Genomic DNA, 15,739 nt, shown 5'->3' on the forward strand with positions numbered 1-15,739 from the left:
GAATAATTTCCTCCTCGATGAGAGCCTTGTCTTAGTTTTTCCCATCTGAAATCATTTTAAAAGAGAGTCATTAATCTTTTTCGTGGAACTGTTCTACAACAAATTGTCCATTACTCTATTTTCATTGTCCAAATTCTTCATAATATTATCCGTGCGACAACTTTAGATACAAAAAAATCGAATCCTAATTGGACTCGATTTTTGAAGTGAAAATTATTTTGAGTTAGAGTTAGAGTAACGACGTTTGCTGTTATCTCTACTACCGCCTTTATTTCTATCGCGATCGCCACCGCCACTACCGTATGAGCGATTGCCACTTTTCTTTTGTGCAGATCCACCACCACTACGGCTGTAATCGCCTCTTCTTCTATTATTAGAAGATGAACGACCCTTGTTTTTAAACGCTGGAGCTTCATCTGTTAGTTTTACTTCAACAGCATTAGGCTCTTTTGTCATAAACTTAATTGCAGCAGCAACAACTGTTTGTGCATCAAATTCTTCTAGAAGCTCTTCAGCAGTACGCTTGTAGAAAGAAAGATCATCACTTTCAACGATTGAACGGATCTTCTCAACCGTCATTTGTTGTTGACTTACGATTGCTTCATCAACAGTTGGCGGCTTCATACGCTCCATTTTGCTCTTCGTTGTGCGCTCAATGTTTCTAATCATATCTATTTCTCTTGGTGTAACGAATGTCATTGCCATTCCTGTTTTACCAGCACGACCAGTACGTCCGATACGGTGAACATAGCTTTCAGGATCTTGAGGAACATCAAAGTTATAAACGTGAGTAACACCAGAAATATCTAGACCACGTGCCGCAACATCCGTTGCAACTAATACTTCAATTGTACCTTCTTTAAACTTACGTAAAGTTGACATACGCTTCGCTTGAGTTAAATCACCATGAATCCCTTCAGCTGTATAACCTCTTAACGTTAAAGCCTCAGATAACTCATCTACACGACGTTTTGTACGACCAAATACGATCGCTAGTTCTGGTGATTGGATATCAAGTAGTCTTGTTAGTGTGTCAAACTTCTTTCTTTCCTGTGTTTCTAAATAATATTGAGTAATGTTAGGCACAGTCATTTCTTTTGCCTTAACCTTAACTAATGCTGGATCGTGCATGAATTTTTCTGCAATACGACGAATCGGATCGGGCATTGTTGCAGAGAAAAGCAGAGTTTGGCGTTCCGATGGAACATTAGATAAAATTGACTCAATATCTTCAATAAAGCCCATGTTTAACATTTCATCTGCTTCATCCAACACAATTGTATGAACGGCATTTAAACGGACAGTTTTACGATTGATATGATCCAATAAACGTCCAGGTGTTCCTACGATGATATGTGGATTTTTCTTCAATGAGCGCATTTGTCTGTTAATATCTTGACCACCATAGATCGGTAGCACTCGAGTGCGCTTGTGGTAACCAATTTTGTAGATCTCTTCAGAGACTTGAATAGCAAGCTCTCTCGTAGGTGCGACAATAACAGCTTGAATGCTATCCTTTTTCATGTCAATTTTTTCAATAAGAGGGATACCAAAAGCAGCTGTTTTACCAGTTCCTGTTTGTGCCTGCCCGATTACATCCTTATTTTGTAAACCTAATGGAATCGTTTGTGCCTGGATTGGTGATGGCTCTTCAAAACCCATTTTACTGATTGATTGCATAAGTGCTGAACTTAAACCTAATTCTTGGAACGTTAATGTCAATGTATTCATACTCCTTCTATATCGTTTGCTGTAAATATTTACAGACCTTATAGGTAACAGGTTTCAAAATCGTATTCATAATGAAACGATGTTTAATTTTATTTCCCAATAAGCCTGGGCATTAGCCCAATAGCTATAAAGTAGGTTATCAACTGTGTGTCATCATGAAAAACTTTCAGATGTAAAAAACCGTTCTGACTATTTGCCAACAAAAAATGCCCTTTTTCAAACAAGGGCAGCAGTTTACCTTATTTAAAGCCCGCAAACACTTTAAATATTATCATACCACTACCTGTTATTTATTTCAACTTATTGTAAGACGGTTAATCATCATAACTACATTCATGAGTGAGTTTCTTATAATAGATGCCTCGATTTTCTTAAACACTAATTCGTTATGCGGGTTCCGCGCCTTTACTTTCATCCAAAAAACGTTCAACATAATCCTTTAATACTTCATAGTCTTTCCCATGACAAACATGGTGTTTTGAAGAAGGCAGTAACCTAAGTTCTTTCCTAATTGAAGGAATAGTATTGTACAAATAATGTGCGCTTTTGACCGGTACTATTCCATCGCATTCTCCTTGAATAATCAAAACAGGTAGCGTTAAATCCTTAAGAAATGGCTTTACATTCTTAACAAGTTTTTGAAATTCAATAGTAGCTCGTAATGGTGTTTGAAGTATTTTGTTTTTATAACGATTAAATAATTCGTTTTGTTTAATATTCCCACCTATAAAATCTTTTATCATATCTTTGCAATCCACCATTAATTGTCTAGGATTTACATAATATACCGCTGCACTTAAAAGGACTAGCTTCTTCACTTCATAATGGGCGGCTAAATAAGATGCGATAACTCCACCCATGGAAAAACCAATTACATAAACTTCATCAACCTGTTCCATCAGAGCTAAAAGCTCTTGTTCTGCATAAGTAACCCACTCATTATAGCTATACCCTTTAAGTGAAAGAGTTACTCCATGCCCTGGGAGAGTCGGTACCTTTACAAGCCAACCTGTTCTCTCCTGAATATAGTTCGCTAGTGGGTCAACCTCGTAAGGAGCACCCGTAAAACCATGAATAAAAAGGCAGCCTATCATGAAGTAACCTCCTTAAAAAACGTACGCGCTCATACTCATCCAAAAAACTTAAGGTTTAGATTAACTTGTTCTTCTGTTTATTTTTATCATTATAATGATTGTTCATCCATTATTTTTCAAAATAAAGAAGATAAAAGATTTGGAAAGAACATGCTAACGATAAGAACAGTCAACCATTTACTATTTAAACTAGTGCATTCACAACTTCTTCTAGTTTCATACCGCGCGAGGCCTTTACAAGAACGATATCGTTCTCCTTTACCAATCCTTTTAATTGTTCAATCAATTCTTGTTTGTTATCAAAATGATGAACAAATTCTGTTAGTCGATTTTGTTTCGCACCGATTGCAATTTCCTTACCCAACTTTCCATAGGTAAAAATATGATGAATCTCATCCTGTTGAATTGACTTACCTACTTGGCGATGATATTCCTTTTCATCTTTACCTAATTCAAGCATGTCACCAAGAACAACAATTTTTTGGTTAACTCCCTTAAGGTCTTCTAACAGCTGAATTGCAGCAACCATTGAAGTTGGACTAGCATTGTACGCGTCATTAATAACAGTTACCCCATTTTCCGTTTTAAGTAACTCCAAACGGCCCCCAGTTATTTTACTAGTGAGAAATCCCTGCCTAATTGCTTCATCCTTGACAGTAAAGTATTTAGCAACAGCATATGCAGCTAAAGCATTACTAACATTGTGTCGACCAAGAATTGGGATAAAGTATGTTGTGCCATTAATAGAAAATGATGTCCCATTTACCTCTTGAATAACGTTTGATGGTCGATAATGATTTGAGCTGTTTTCTCCGAAGGTAACTGTTGCATACGATAAATGGGCAACTCTATCTTGTAGTAACGGTTCATCGCCCTGATAGATAAGTACCCCATCACTTTTTAGACCGGTTACGATCTCTAGCTTAGCCTCAGCTATACCCTCTCTAGATCCTAAATCCATTAAATGTGCTTCCCCAATATTCGTAATGACAGCTACATCAGGGGTCGAGATTGTTGATAATCGTTCTATCTCACCTTTTCCGCTCATCCCCATTTCTAATACAGCTATTTCAACGTCCTCGTTCATTGCTAATATGGTTAATGGTAAACCAATATGATTGTTAAAATTACCCTTTGTTTTATGTACTTTATAAGTTGTTTCAAGAACTGCTGCAACTAAATCCTTTGTCGTTGTTTTACCATTACTTCCTGTTATGCCGACTACCCTTGGATTTATCTTATGGAGATAGGCATTAGCTAAATTTTGTAACGCAATCAATGTATCTTTTACAAAAATCACTGGAATATTTTTAGGTGGATTTGGTTCTGTTTCCTTCCAAATTACAGCTGATGCACCCATTCTAACAGTCTTATCTACAAACTCATGACCATTAAAAACATCCCCAACAAGAGGAAAGAATAGATTTCCTTCTTCAACTAAACGTGAATCGGTTGTCACTCCCTGAATTTGCTTATCCTTATCTTTTACTTCTAAGCCTGATCCTTTTACCCATTTTTCAACTTCTGCTAAAGTACATTGAATCATTCTCTTCACTCCTTTTAATAAAACAAATCTCCTTCGAGAGTCTTTAGACAATTGTCTTCTATAAAAATCTCACTTCGGTCATTTCAACCTTAAGCTTTAGACTAACCACTGGAAAGTTCAAAACAATTCTTTTTTACTAAATAAAGAGGAACGGATTATAGTAATATCCAGTTCCCCAGTTAAATTAAAATGTATGTTTAATTTGTTGTTTTTGTTCAAATCGATCCAATCCTAGTGCCACTAGCTTCTCAATTAATTGAGAGTATTCGATACCGCTATGCTTCCAAAGCATCGGAAACATGCTAAATGGGGTAAAACCTGGCATTGTGTTCACTTCGTTAATTAAGAACTTTCCATCTTCCGTTAAGAAGAAGTCCGCACGAACCAGTCCGGAACCATCAATTGCTTTAAATGACTTTATCGCCAACTCTTCAATTGTCTTATATTCTTGTTCTGAAATATGGGCTGGTATAATTAAATCTGTATCTCCATCTTCATACTTCGCCTTATAATCATAAAATTCCTTTTTGGGTGCAATTTCCCCCACAACGGAGCAGATTGGATTATCATTCCCCATCACTGCAATTTCAATTTCTCTGCCAACGATACCTTCTTCTATGATTATTTTACGATCAAAGGTAAAGGCTTCCTGACATGCTCTTTCTAAAGAATGTCTATCACTGCATTTATTTATGCCGACACTAGATCCTAGATTTGCCGGTTTCACAAAGCAGGGATAACCTAATGTATCTTCAACTTTTTCATATGCAGCTTCTGGAAAACTTTCAAACTCATTCTTAATATAAGAAAGATACTTTGCTTGATCTAAACCAGCTTGGGCAAATAAGTTCTTCATGATAACTTTATCCATTCCTGCTGAAGAAGCTAATACCCCATTACCTACATAAGGTATATTTAATAATTCTAATAAACCTTGCACGGTCCCATCCTCACCATTAGGCCCATGTAACAATGGAAAAATAACATCCATTTTTTCTTGTTCACCGACTGTAGCAGGAAATAATTCAGTATTCATTGATACCGGAGAAATCACCTTACCAACTTCTTCAAACTTAAGAGTACGAACTTCTCTAACGGGTTCCACTAGAGCAGCTCCTCTTACCCATTCACCAACTTCAGTAATATAAATAGGATGTATTTCAAATTTACTCATATCTAATGCATTTATCACAGCAAGGGCAGTTTGCAAGGATACATTATGCTCTGCAGACTTCCCTCCATATACTAAACCTAATTTCATTTTCATTTAGATGTTCCTCCTCCATATAATCATTCCTATTTTATCATTTTAAACAGGAATTGTTATTAAAGTTTGATGTTATTTCTATAACTTCTATTACTTATTTATTTGGAACTAGCACATTAACTGCTCCGAACAACAGTTAATTTTATTGCTCAAACCAAATTTACAATTTTTTCTTTATTATATTGTAAAACTATGATTTCCTTGATTAAAAAGCAGGAAATAATTTCAACTTTATCCTTATCAGTAAATAAATGAAACCTTTTGTATTTTTGGTCGTCTTCATATTGAAGCTAGGAGGAAGGAATTGTGGATGAACAAAGCATTTCAGATCTTATTAATACACATCGTGCAAAAATTATAAAAACCACGAGAAATATCATAAAAAACCCCTCTTTAGTTGACGATATTGTTCAAGATGCATGTATTAAAATCTATACATATTTTCAAAAAAGGGATTATGAGCAACCTAAAAATATTGAAGCTTGGATAACAATCATTACAAAAAACACCGCATATGATCACTTACGCAAGCTGAAACGCCATCAAGATCTTCACCAGGATATCGGTGATACTTACGAACAGTATCAACAAACATTAGATACTCCTGAAAAAGAGTTACTTGCTAAGGAAAAGATTCGAAATATAAATGCTGTATTTCATCTACTTGATGATGAAACACGTGAAATATTCATCCTACGGAATCAAGGATATTCCTATCAAGAAATTTCTGATATGAAAAAACTATCTCTTGGCAAAGTGAAAACAAAGATCTTTCGTGGCAGAAAGAAGATGATGGATTATCTTACCGAAAAGGGGGTGTTGTAATGTCCTGTAAAGAATCTCAAGATAAAATTTTAATCTTTGATCAACTTTCTGAACATGACCAAGATCACCTTTTGGAACATATTGATTTGTGTTCAGAATGCCATATATTTTTTGATAAATACTTAACTCTAGAAGAAGGTCTTGATCTCCTTTTACAGGATATTGAACTCCATCCTACTTCGATCAAGAAAAGAGCCGTACACCGAATTATCAAAAGGGCTTTGCTCACCTGTGCATCCATTTTCCTATTAATCGTTGGTGCTTGGAATACACCACCAGTAAAAGCTGCGATTGAGAAAGCATTAAATGAAGTGATTGTTGACTATTTGCAAAAAGGTAAGCAACCATTACTTCCTGACAATGAGAAATCATCTACAGAAAAAATCATTTACACTGAACAATCCTTTTCAAATGGCACAACCATTTATAGATACGCTTCTGGTCAATCTGTTCGAACGGAATTTGATAATGGTGATTATACGATTTCAGATAGTAACTATTTAGCGACCTACTCTAAGAAGGATAATCTATTTTATATTCAGGAGCTTACAAAAGGCGATGATTTGTTTATTAGATCCTTCAAGGATATGGACCCAAATAAAATTACATTTAAAGGTGACAAAAAATACTTAGATCGAGTTGCTGAAGTTTATGCTGTCGATGTTACTAATGAATTGGTTAGAGAATATTGGTTTGATAAACAGACACATCTTTATATTAAGGAAGTAGATATTTTCAAAGGTAAGCGTATTGACAATGATAGCATTAAGCTATTAAAAATCATTGAAGTTAAGAAAAATCATAGATTATTCGATTTTATTGCACCCGATAAAGCAAAGGTAATCGACGAGTCTTCACAAGTAGACGTTCCTAGGAGCCGGTAAAAAGCCGGCTCCCTTTAGCATTAGGTTAACTTGATGCAAATGAAAGGTAGTGATACGTTTGTTTTCCGACAACTCCATCAATTGTCAACCCTTTCCGCTGTTGAAATAACCTTACAGCAGACTCTGTTTTTGTTCCAAAGACTCCATCAACTGCTCCCACACCATATCCTAGGCAACTCAATGTTGCTTGAATCCCCTTTACATAAGAACTATTATTCCCTGAGTAACCTTTTTTCACTAGATAAGAATACCTAAAATCTATCTTAGTATTATTCAATACCACTCCAGCCGTATTCCCTCCAGAATAACCTTTTTGTATGTACCCCTTCCATCCTTGACTAATAATCCATGTATATCCTGACGCCTCCGATGATATCGATTTTGTCCAAGAACTATTCCCACTACAGCTTAAGGCTCTTACATAGTAGCTTGATGTTTGATTTAATTGCATTGATTTTTGGACGTTTTGTTGTTCACTATACGTATCTGACGGAATATCCAAAAGTCCTTCCGCTGAAACCTGCCCACTAAAACAACTACAAACGAGAATAAAACTAAGGATGCAGCATGTGATAATTTTCCCCATTATAACTCCTCCTTTTTACTTATTACGAAGTAGCAGATAAAACGTTTCATTTTTCTTCCAATAATTTCAATTTTTCAAACGTTTCGATTTTCTCTACTTGCTAAATTAACTACAAAAAAAAGGTAATTATGTTTCTATCTGCAACAAAACCATCTAAACTAAAGAAAAAGAAGACATGAGGATGTGATTGTTTTGAAAAGAGTTAGCTTATTTTGTGGTTCAAGTTATGGCGCTTCTGCGAGTTACATCGAAGCTGCCAAACAGTTGGGCACACAATTAGCACAGGCAGGCATAACTATCGTCTATGGTGGCGCGCGTGTTGGTCTAATGGGCGCTGTTGCTAACGCAGCACTGCTCGCAGGTGGTCAGGTGATTGGTGTTATTCCGAAAATGTTGATGATACGCGAGAATGCCCATACTGAATTAACAGAACTAATTGTAGTAAATACAATGCATGAACGGAAAGCGAAAATGGAAGAGTTATCCGATGGTTTTATTGTTCTGCCTGGTGGGCCAGGAACAATGGAAGAATTTTTCGAGGTTTATACGTGGGCACAACTTGGTGAACATCAGAAACCAATAGCTATGTTAAATAGTAATAATTATTATGATAAACTTCTTAGCTTTTTTGATCATATGATTACCGAGGAATTTTTAAAAGTGGAATATAAGTCGTTTATCATTGTTGAAAGGAATCCTCAAAGATTAATTGAACGCTGTTTAACTTATGAACCACCACAGCTTCCAAAATGGATAAACCGACAAGAAACTTAATAGAGAGCATTTGTTCTCTGTTTTTTCTCTTCAATGCGATTTCTATCTCAATAAATGTTTGTATCATTATAAAGTGGGAAAAAGGGTATGTATACATAGCTAATAAATTATTCTTCGGGAAATAAATTGTCTATTATTAGCGAATATACATTCTAATTTCACTATAAATTATTTTATATCAACTTGAATATTGAAACGAATTAGTTAAACACTATCTACATAGAGGTGAGTAGTATGAATCGAGGGATATGGACAGCACTTTCAGGCATTGGAATTGCTCAAGGATTAAAAATTTTCACAAACAAAAAAGTGAATGGGGTTTGGGATTGGCGACCAATCTTTTCGACTGGTGGAATGCCAAGTTCTCACTCAGCAGGAGTATCAGCTTTAGCAACCTATGTTGCCTCAAAAAAAGGTTGGAATTCAACAGATACAGCTTTAGCCGTTGTATTTGGTATTATCGTGATGTATGATGCACAAGGAATTAGACGGCATACTGGGGAAATCGCAAAAATAGTAAATGATATTGATGCAGATATCGAGGTACTCTCAGGTCATATGCCTGGATTATTTCATGTGAAGCAAGAAAAAGAGTTGAATGAATTGTTAGGACATCAACCTGCTGAAGTTGCAGGTGGAGCTTTATTAGGTATCATAATTGGTTTATTTAGTGCATTTATTGATAAAAAAAAAGGTAAAGGATGACTTGCTTACTAAAGGGTCAGATACATGTTGCTGTAGACCCTTTAGTGTCATCCTTTTTATTTTGGCTTTATCGCCGTGACGCAAACAGCTAATTCAGGAGTTATCTCCTTATAGTTTATTCTTATATCCCTAAACCCACAGTTTGTCATATCATCGTGTATTTGCTTAGCAAACATTCTTGTCTTTATGGAACTTCCATTTTCTTCTCTAGGTTGCATCGTTATTGCTATTGTTCCACCATGTTTTAGTCCATCAAAAAGGTTTTCTAATCCCTTTTTTGGATGATCCCATATCGTGTAATTGTTTACTGAGAAAATTCTATCATAACTTTCTCTTTTTAGTTTTGCCTCTTCAATATCGTTCACAAATAGTTTTACTCGATTATTGCCTATTTCAGTTGTTAATCGCTTGTCTGCTTGATCTTTCATTGTCTCCGAAACATCAATACCATTTATTGTGATTGTTGGATTCTTTTTCACGATCATCTTCATAGTATGTCCTGTTCCAAAACCGACCTCAAGAATATGATCATGAGGATGAATTCCTAATGTTGAAATCGTCCATGAATTTAACTTTTTGTTTTCTAAAGCCATTATTCTACCAGCAACCATTCCACGAAATCCTTTTGGTACACTATATTGTCTTTTAAATGACTTAAACATTCTTTACACCTCGAATCTGTCTATACCACTATAAATAACCTTCTTCTTTGGTTATAAACATTTTCGCGTGCTTTTTCTGATTGTCACTACTAGGGACCTGTTAAAAAAGGCCCCTTTGTTAACTAACTTGTTAACAAAATAAAGGCTTGATAGCCAAAATATAAACCAAATCCAACTAATGACAAGCCTGAAATAACGGAAATAGTAATGAGGAGCTTATTCGTTAAAAATCTCCGAAATGTGCTTGCTACACATGCCATTGTAAAATCCCAGATGAGAAGCCCTAAAATAATTGCAGAGCTATAAAGAATTAATTGACTTGTACTATATGAAGCTACAGCATTTGCTAAAACTGATCCATAGATACCTAGCCAAAATAAAATTGTAAGCGGGTTAGCCAAGGACATAAAAAAGCCTGCCATGAATGATTTGGAGTAGGTTGTTCTAGTCCCTATCCTTTCCATCGACAATTTACCTGCTCCAACAAGCCCTTCTATCCCTGTATAAGTTAAGACAAAGAATCCAAAAAGCCATAAAAATGCTTTCATAATAGGTATCTCAAGAAAGTGAACCAGCCCAAGATAAACTAAAATCATATAAACTAAATCTGCAATTGTTGCCCCTAATCCAACGAGCCAGGCATTCAAGAATCCACCCTTTATTCCCCTGTCTAACTGGGCAGCATTAACTGGACCAATTGGTGCTGCTAAAGATAATCCTAAAAAGATGTAACTAAAGATCACGTTCATACCTTTTCCCCCAAAACAACAAGCATTTTTGTGTGCTTGTACATTTTATTCAACGGGATAAAGATTATCACTTAAATGAACGTTCTTTTTTTAAAAACTTATACTATTAATAGCAAAAATAGCAAAGATTGTTGCTTATATACAAAAATTACTATACTGATTCATTCCTGACTTCAAGCGCTTTTTCACTTTCCTTTACATTTTCTGTATAACTAGCTATAAGAAGAAAAACATGAACTTCATGTTATCTCCATATAATAATACGTTAAGATGTATTACGACGTATCCAACCTATCTACATATCTCAGCCAGAAACGAAATTTTAAAAATAAAACACAGTAAATGAGCATTGTGTTATAGTATGATCAATCTTTTTTAGCTGGGGTGACGTTTTGAAGTCTATTATATTAGGAATTTGTTCATCATTCTTTTTTGCGTTTACATTTATTTTAAATCGATCAATGGAATTATCAGGTGGGAGTTGGTTATGGAGTGCATCTCTTCGGTACTTCTTCATGGTTCCCTTTCTTATTCTGATTGTAGTGTGGAGGAAAAAGTGGGTTTCACTTTTCACAGAGATGAAAAAAAATCCCCATCAATGGCTATTATGGGGCACAATTGGTTTTGGTTTATTTTATGCACCAATATGCTTCGCAGGTGCATATGGACCAGGTTGGCTTATAGCTGCTACTTGGCAAATAACAATAATGTCTGGTTCACTTCTCGCTCCATTGTTTTATGAAGAAACGACAACTGCAAACGGAATAATAAGAGTACGTGGAAGAATTCCATTAAGAGGTTTATGTATGTCATTGATTATTATCTTAGGGGTTGGGGTAATGCAGTTTGAACACGCTGTGCAATTATCGATAAAACCAGTCCTTCTTAGTACTATCCCTGTGATGATTGCTTCGTTTGCATATCCCCTGGGCAATCGAAAAATGATGGCAATTTGTGAAGGGAAACTAGATGTATTCCAACGTGTTCTAGGGATGACTCTAGGCAGTATGCCCTTATGGATTGCCCTAGCTATCTATGCCTTGTTTACAACTGGGCTTCCTACTAAAACCCAGACTGTTCAGTCCTTATTCGTTGCCATATGTTCTGGAGTAATCGCAACTTTATTGTTTTTCCAGGCAACAAATTTGGTTCAGCATAATATGGCTAAGTTAGCTGCTGTTGAAGCAACACAATCTATTCAAGTTCTCTTTGTTTTGTTCGGAGAGATTATTTTCCTTAGCGCGCCTTTCCCAACACCAATCTCAGCAGGAGGCATGGTACTTGTCATCGTTGGTATGGTGTTACATAGTTATATTTCGAGGACAAATCAGTTGGAAAAGCAAACACAAAGTAACCCAACTAGCCAGTTATCAAGGTAAAATGTCATTAGTTATTATTATAGAAGTGCTTTCATTTCCGTGGATAACTTTTAACATTTGTTAATAACATGTGGATAACCTATGTAGTTATCCACTTTTCCCATTTATTAGTAGCTCATTTCCATCTTAGTTGACACCGTTTCTCCAATATAAAAATGAATTTTATCCACAATTAAATGTGCATCATTATCCATTGACGCTACGTGGTAAGAATTTTGCAAGGTGATCATATTTTTATTTAATGTATTAACTTGTTCAAAAATAAACGCTGAGTTTGTAGGCGGGACAACATGATCTGTTGCTGACTTAAATATTACAGTAGGGCATTTAATACCAGAGACGATCATTTTCGTCTCTTCCATTAAATCCAATAATTCAAGTACGGACCTTAACGGCACCTTGTCATAGGTAATTTCGAAAACGGAGGATTTTTTAATATCTGGTTCACCCTCCACAAGATATCGTTCTGACCTTTGCTTTGTAACAGATTCCTTGTAACTAACATCTGTGACAGCAGCATTTATCAAAAAAATTCCGTCAACTGGATTGTTTGCTGCTACCTGTAATGTCAATGCTCCCCCCATAGATTGTCCGACAACAAAAACCTTTTCACATTGTTGCCTTAAGTTGTCATAGGCCGTTTGAAGTCCTGCTATCCATTCTTTATATGTGCTTGTCTCTAGATCTTCATAATGAGTACCATGGCCATGTAAACGAGGAATTGATACAGTATACCCATGCATAGATAACTTTTCTCCTATATATTGCATACTTTGCGGTGTCCCATTAAATCCGTGACATAAGACAATCCCAACCTCAGCACCTGAATAATATAGACTTTCTGCACCTAGAATAACTGGATGTACTTCATTCATATCTTTTCCTCCTTCTTCAGACTACCTAGCTTTATCCTTTAAATCGTTATCTGTATTTTAATATTTTACAATTCTTATATGTTTACTTGGTTTTATTTTACCTTAACTTTGTTATCTTGACAATACATCATTGAGAAATTGGCTGCGAATGAGGATAAAGTTAGAATTCTTACCACAGAAAAAACACCATTCATGAGTCTTTACTCTACTAAATGATGTTTATATCTATCTCTATGCTATCAAGGAAACTCTTAATTGTTAGACAAGCTCGTGGTTTCATAAACTGGATAGGCTGTAAATTTAAAATCTTTCCCTATTTGTTCAACTTCCATTTCTGCAAGGTCAATCGCTTCTGACATTTTCTCAATTCCGGTCCCTGCAAAAAAACTAGGAGATTGCTTTCCACCAATCAACTTAGGTGCGACATATAAGACAAGTTTATCTACTAAACCCTCAGTTAGAAAAGAAGCATTTACCTCGCCACCCCCTTCAATAAGGACAGATGAAACGGAGTGCTCACCCAAAATCGTTAGCGTATCATGTAAATCTACACGCTTCTTTCCTCCAGTTACAAATACCTTTACACCCAGTTCCTCAAGATGTTGTCTAGCTTCAACAGAGTATTGCTTTGATGTAAAAACCCATGTATCTGTCTTTTTATCCGTGATGACTTTAGAATCTAAGGGAATTCGCAAGGTACTATCTAAAATAATCCGGATTGGGTTACGACCATTTGGAATTCTTGTCGTTAATTCAGGATCATCCTTTATGACGGTGTGAACCCCAACAAGAATTCCTACATGTTCATTTCGTAAATGATGGACATCCTTTCGAGCATCTTCAGATGTAATCCATTTACTATCCCAGGTAGAAGAAGAAATTTTCCCATCTAATGTAGTAGCAGACTTGAGTGTGATGAAGGGCTGTTTTTTCATAATGAATTTATTGAAAACCTCATTCATTTTTTTAGACTCTACTTCACAAATTCCGATAACGACTTCTATATTTGCCTTTTCTAAAATAGCTATACCATTTCCTGCTACTAATGGATTTGGATCTAAGGTTGCTACAACGACCTTTTTAATTCCCGCTTCTACAATCGCCTCTGCACAAGGACCAGTTCGTCCATGATGTGAACAAGGCTCAAGTGTAACGTAAATCGTTCCCCCTTTGGCCTGTTCACCTGCCATTTTTAATGCATGAATCTCCGCATGGGGTTCACCCGCCTTTAAGTGCGCTCCTACCCCAACAATACGATTATGATTAACAATAACTGCTCCTACGAGTGGATTTGGATCTGTTTGCCCCTTCATAGCTTTTGCATTATTAATGGCTAAGTTCATATAAACCTCATGTTCACTCAATCGGATAGCCTCCTTGAAAATGACCAGATTTCTTCATTTTAGTTTCTAGATATCCTTTATTATAGCTTGAAATATCACCCCATAGAGGAATTCGACCAGAAATATTCGCACCTAAACCTTGAAGTGCTTGTAGCTTATTTGAGTTATTTGTTATCACTTTTACTGGCGACTGACGAAGTGCATTTAATACGTTAACAGCTGCCTCATAGTTTCTAGAATCATCAGCAAATCCTAAGTGCTCATTTGCTTCAACGGTATCTAATCCTTCTTCCTGGAGAAGGTAAGCAAGTGCTTTACTAAACAAGCCAATACCTCTTCCTTCATGATTTGCAAGGTAAAATAACGCCCCTGCTCCATGCTCGGAAATCATTTTCATTGATTGTTTTAACTGGAAGCCACAATCACAACGTTTGCTACCAAAAATATCCCCTGTATGACAAATACTATGCATTCGGATAAGGGCATCTTCTGAGTGTTCGAAATCTCCATAGACTAATACACTTGATTGCTGACTATTTGCTAAATTGGCATCGGGTAACTTTTTAAATACTTCATCTATAGAAAGTTCTTCTTCAGTTGGAACCTCAAGCCAGCTATACCATTTAAAAAACACCGTTTCACCTTCTAGTTGAACTGGTAATTTTATCGGTCCAACTAGATAAATAGAACCATCATTTTGATGGATTTTTTTAACCTTTTCTTTTAAACGACTTAATGGATTTTCCTTTGTTTGAATTGACATATACTTTCCCCCTTACCCCTTTTTTAATCATATCTATGTGAATTTCACCTTTAACTTACTTATAGTAAGTTAGTATAAATAAGTTAGCTGTTTTAGTCAAGAATAATATAAGCGAGATTACTGCATTTTCTTTTCATATTGGTTAAAATAGCATTGAGGTGATAATAATGGAACAAGTAAAAACTGGAGAACAATTTCAAACTTTAATTACTAGCAAAGAGCCTATCGTCATAAAATTCTTAACAGATTGGTGTCCGGATTGCAAAAGAATGGATATGTTCCTACCTACTGTGTTCGAAGAAGTACAAAATGTGACAATGTATGAACTCGATAAAGATGAACTTCCTGAAATTGCAGAAAAATACGATGTAATGGGGATTCCAAGTCTATTGGTGTTTAAAGATGGCAAAAAGCTGGCACATCTACATAGTGCAAACGCTAAGACTCCCGATCAAGTTATTGAGTTTTTGTCAGATTCTTTAAAATAAGTGTTAAATAGGAAAAAGGTAACCATCTTAGCTGATGGTTACCTTTTTCACTACAATTTTCTATATTA

General features: G+C 35.8%; 16 protein-coding genes. 6 read left to right on the top strand and 10 right to left on the bottom strand.

Annotated elements, in window-relative coordinates; genetic code table 11:
• Positions 1-213 precede the first annotated feature (213 nt).
• The 4 genes from cshA to AC6CHR_RS20980 form a co-directional block, all read right to left on the bottom strand.
• The gene (gene cshA / locus AC6CHR_RS20965) at positions 214-1,722 is read right to left on the bottom strand and encodes a degradosome RNA helicase CshA (protein WP_498250972.1); all 1,509 of its coding nucleotides are present in this window, start codon (positions 1,720-1,722) and stop codon (positions 214-216) included.
• 395 nt (positions 1,723-2,117) lie between these two features.
• Positions 2,118-2,825 carry an alpha/beta hydrolase gene (locus tag AC6CHR_RS20970; RefSeq protein WP_498250974.1) on the bottom strand — a complete coding sequence of 236 codons (708 nt, stop codon included), beginning with the start codon at positions 2,823-2,825 and terminating at the stop codon, positions 2,118-2,120.
• Between the two features lie 184 nt (positions 2,826-3,009).
• Positions 3,010-4,371: a UDP-N-acetylmuramoyl-tripeptide--D-alanyl-D-alanine ligase gene (locus AC6CHR_RS20975; RefSeq protein WP_498250976.1), complete on the bottom strand. Its 1,362-nt coding sequence runs from the start codon at positions 4,369-4,371 to the stop codon at positions 3,010-3,012.
• A 184-nt stretch (positions 4,372-4,555) separates the two neighbouring features.
• On the bottom strand, positions 4,556-5,638 hold the full coding sequence (locus AC6CHR_RS20980) for a D-alanine--D-alanine ligase (RefSeq protein WP_498250977.1): 1,083 nt from the start codon (positions 5,636-5,638) through the stop codon (positions 4,556-4,558).
• A gap of 306 nt (positions 5,639-5,944) precedes the next feature.
• Here AC6CHR_RS20980 and AC6CHR_RS20985 point away from each other — a divergent pair, with 306 nt between their 5' ends.
• Both AC6CHR_RS20985 and AC6CHR_RS20990 read left to right on the top strand, forming a co-directional pair.
• Positions 5,945-6,463: an RNA polymerase sigma factor gene (locus AC6CHR_RS20985; RefSeq protein ID WP_498250978.1), complete on the top strand. Its 519-nt coding sequence runs from the start codon at positions 5,945-5,947 to the stop codon at positions 6,461-6,463.
• Complete coding sequence (locus AC6CHR_RS20990) at positions 6,463-7,347, top strand: anti-sigma factor (protein WP_498250979.1); 885 nt, start codon at positions 6,463-6,465, stop codon at positions 7,345-7,347. Before AC6CHR_RS20985 ends, AC6CHR_RS20990 begins: the two co-directional genes overlap by 1 nt.
• A gap of 25 nt (positions 7,348-7,372) precedes the next feature.
• On the opposite strand, the gene AC6CHR_RS20995 is transcribed toward AC6CHR_RS20990, so the two are convergent.
• The gene (locus AC6CHR_RS20995) at positions 7,373-7,933 is read right to left on the bottom strand and encodes a peptidoglycan-binding domain-containing protein (RefSeq protein ID WP_498250980.1); all 561 of its coding nucleotides are present in this window, start codon (positions 7,931-7,933) and stop codon (positions 7,373-7,375) included.
• Positions 7,934-8,125: 192 nt separating this feature from the next.
• On the opposite strand from AC6CHR_RS20995, the gene AC6CHR_RS21000 reads away from it, so the two are divergent.
• Together AC6CHR_RS21000 and AC6CHR_RS21005 are read left to right on the top strand one after the other, a co-directional pair.
• Positions 8,126-8,707: an LOG family protein gene (locus tag AC6CHR_RS21000; RefSeq protein WP_498250982.1), complete on the top strand. Its 582-nt coding sequence runs from the start codon at positions 8,126-8,128 to the stop codon at positions 8,705-8,707.
• Between the two features lie 225 nt (positions 8,708-8,932).
• The gene (locus tag AC6CHR_RS21005; protein WP_498250983.1) at positions 8,933-9,412 is read left to right on the top strand and encodes a divergent PAP2 family protein; all 480 of its coding nucleotides are present in this window, start codon (positions 8,933-8,935) and stop codon (positions 9,410-9,412) included.
• 56 nt (positions 9,413-9,468) lie between these two features.
• Here the strand turns inward: AC6CHR_RS21005 and AC6CHR_RS21010 are convergent, their stop codons facing one another.
• Together AC6CHR_RS21010 and AC6CHR_RS21015 are read right to left on the bottom strand one after the other, a co-directional pair.
• Positions 9,469-10,074 (bottom strand): class I SAM-dependent methyltransferase, encoded by a 606-nt coding sequence (locus tag AC6CHR_RS21010; protein WP_498250984.1) that lies wholly within the window; start codon positions 10,072-10,074, stop codon positions 9,469-9,471.
• A gap of 122 nt (positions 10,075-10,196) precedes the next feature.
• On the bottom strand, positions 10,197-10,823 hold the full coding sequence (locus tag AC6CHR_RS21015) for a LysE family transporter (protein ID WP_498250985.1): 627 nt from the start codon (positions 10,821-10,823) through the stop codon (positions 10,197-10,199).
• Positions 10,824-11,215: 392 nt separating this feature from the next.
• On the opposite strand from AC6CHR_RS21015, the gene AC6CHR_RS21020 reads away from it, so the two are divergent.
• Positions 11,216-12,202, top strand: a complete 987-nt coding sequence (locus AC6CHR_RS21020) for a DMT family transporter (RefSeq protein ID WP_498250987.1) — start codon at positions 11,216-11,218, stop codon at positions 12,200-12,202.
• Between the two features lie 107 nt (positions 12,203-12,309).
• On the opposite strand, the gene AC6CHR_RS21025 is transcribed toward AC6CHR_RS21020, so the two are convergent.
• The 3 genes from AC6CHR_RS21025 to AC6CHR_RS21035 all read right to left on the bottom strand — a co-directional run bounded on the left by AC6CHR_RS21025 (position 12,310) and on the right by AC6CHR_RS21035 (position 15,183).
• Entirely contained in the window at positions 12,310-13,077 is a 768-nt protein-coding gene (locus AC6CHR_RS21025; RefSeq protein ID WP_498250988.1) for an alpha/beta hydrolase, read from the bottom strand.
• Between the two features lie 251 nt (positions 13,078-13,328).
• Positions 13,329-14,441 carry a bifunctional diaminohydroxyphosphoribosylaminopyrimidine deaminase/5-amino-6-(5-phosphoribosylamino)uracil reductase RibD gene (gene ribD / locus AC6CHR_RS21030; protein ID WP_498250989.1) on the bottom strand — a complete coding sequence of 371 codons (1,113 nt, stop codon included), beginning with the start codon at positions 14,439-14,441 and terminating at the stop codon, positions 13,329-13,331.
• Positions 14,434-15,183: a GTP cyclohydrolase II gene (locus AC6CHR_RS21035; protein WP_498250990.1), complete on the bottom strand. Its 750-nt coding sequence runs from the start codon at positions 15,181-15,183 to the stop codon at positions 14,434-14,436. The genes ribD and AC6CHR_RS21035 overlap by 8 nt, the downstream gene beginning before the upstream one ends.
• 167 nt (positions 15,184-15,350) lie before the next feature.
• Between AC6CHR_RS21035 and AC6CHR_RS21040 the strand changes: the two genes are divergently transcribed.
• The gene (locus AC6CHR_RS21040; protein ID WP_498250992.1) at positions 15,351-15,671 is read left to right on the top strand and encodes a thioredoxin family protein; all 321 of its coding nucleotides are present in this window, start codon (positions 15,351-15,353) and stop codon (positions 15,669-15,671) included.
• The last annotated feature ends 68 nt before the right edge of the window (positions 15,672-15,739 follow it).

It is taken from the genome of Metabacillus sp. GQ13 (assembly GCF_059758525.1).

Coding starts and splice junctions, on each gene's coding strand:
- AC6CHR_RS21010 (WP_498250984.1), bottom strand. CDS start 10,074: ATGTTTAAGTCATTTAAAAGACAATATAGTGTACCAAAAGGATTTCGT.
- AC6CHR_RS20975 (WP_498250976.1), bottom strand. CDS start 4,371: ATGATTCAATGTACTTTAGCAGAAGTTGAAAAATGGGTAAAAGGATCA.
- AC6CHR_RS20980 (WP_498250977.1), bottom strand. CDS start 5,638: ATGAAAATGAAATTAGGTTTAGTATATGGAGGGAAGTCTGCAGAGCAT.
- AC6CHR_RS21025 (WP_498250988.1), bottom strand. CDS start 13,077: ATGAATGAAGTACATCCAGTTATTCTAGGTGCAGAAAGTCTATATTAT.
- AC6CHR_RS20970 (WP_498250974.1), bottom strand. CDS start 2,825: ATGATAGGCTGCCTTTTTATTCATGGTTTTACGGGTGCTCCTTACGAG.
- AC6CHR_RS21015 (WP_498250985.1), bottom strand. CDS start 10,823: ATGAACGTGATCTTTAGTTACATCTTTTTAGGATTATCTTTAGCAGCA.
- AC6CHR_RS21040 (WP_498250992.1), top strand. CDS start 15,351: ATGGAACAAGTAAAAACTGGAGAACAATTTCAAACTTTAATTACTAGC.
- AC6CHR_RS20995 (WP_498250980.1), bottom strand. CDS start 7,933: ATGGGGAAAATTATCACATGCTGCATCCTTAGTTTTATTCTCGTTTGT.
- AC6CHR_RS20990 (WP_498250979.1), top strand. CDS start 6,463: ATGTCCTGTAAAGAATCTCAAGATAAAATTTTAATCTTTGATCAACTT.
- AC6CHR_RS21035 (WP_498250990.1), bottom strand. CDS start 15,183: ATGTCAATTCAAACAAAGGAAAATCCATTAAGTCGTTTAAAAGAAAAG.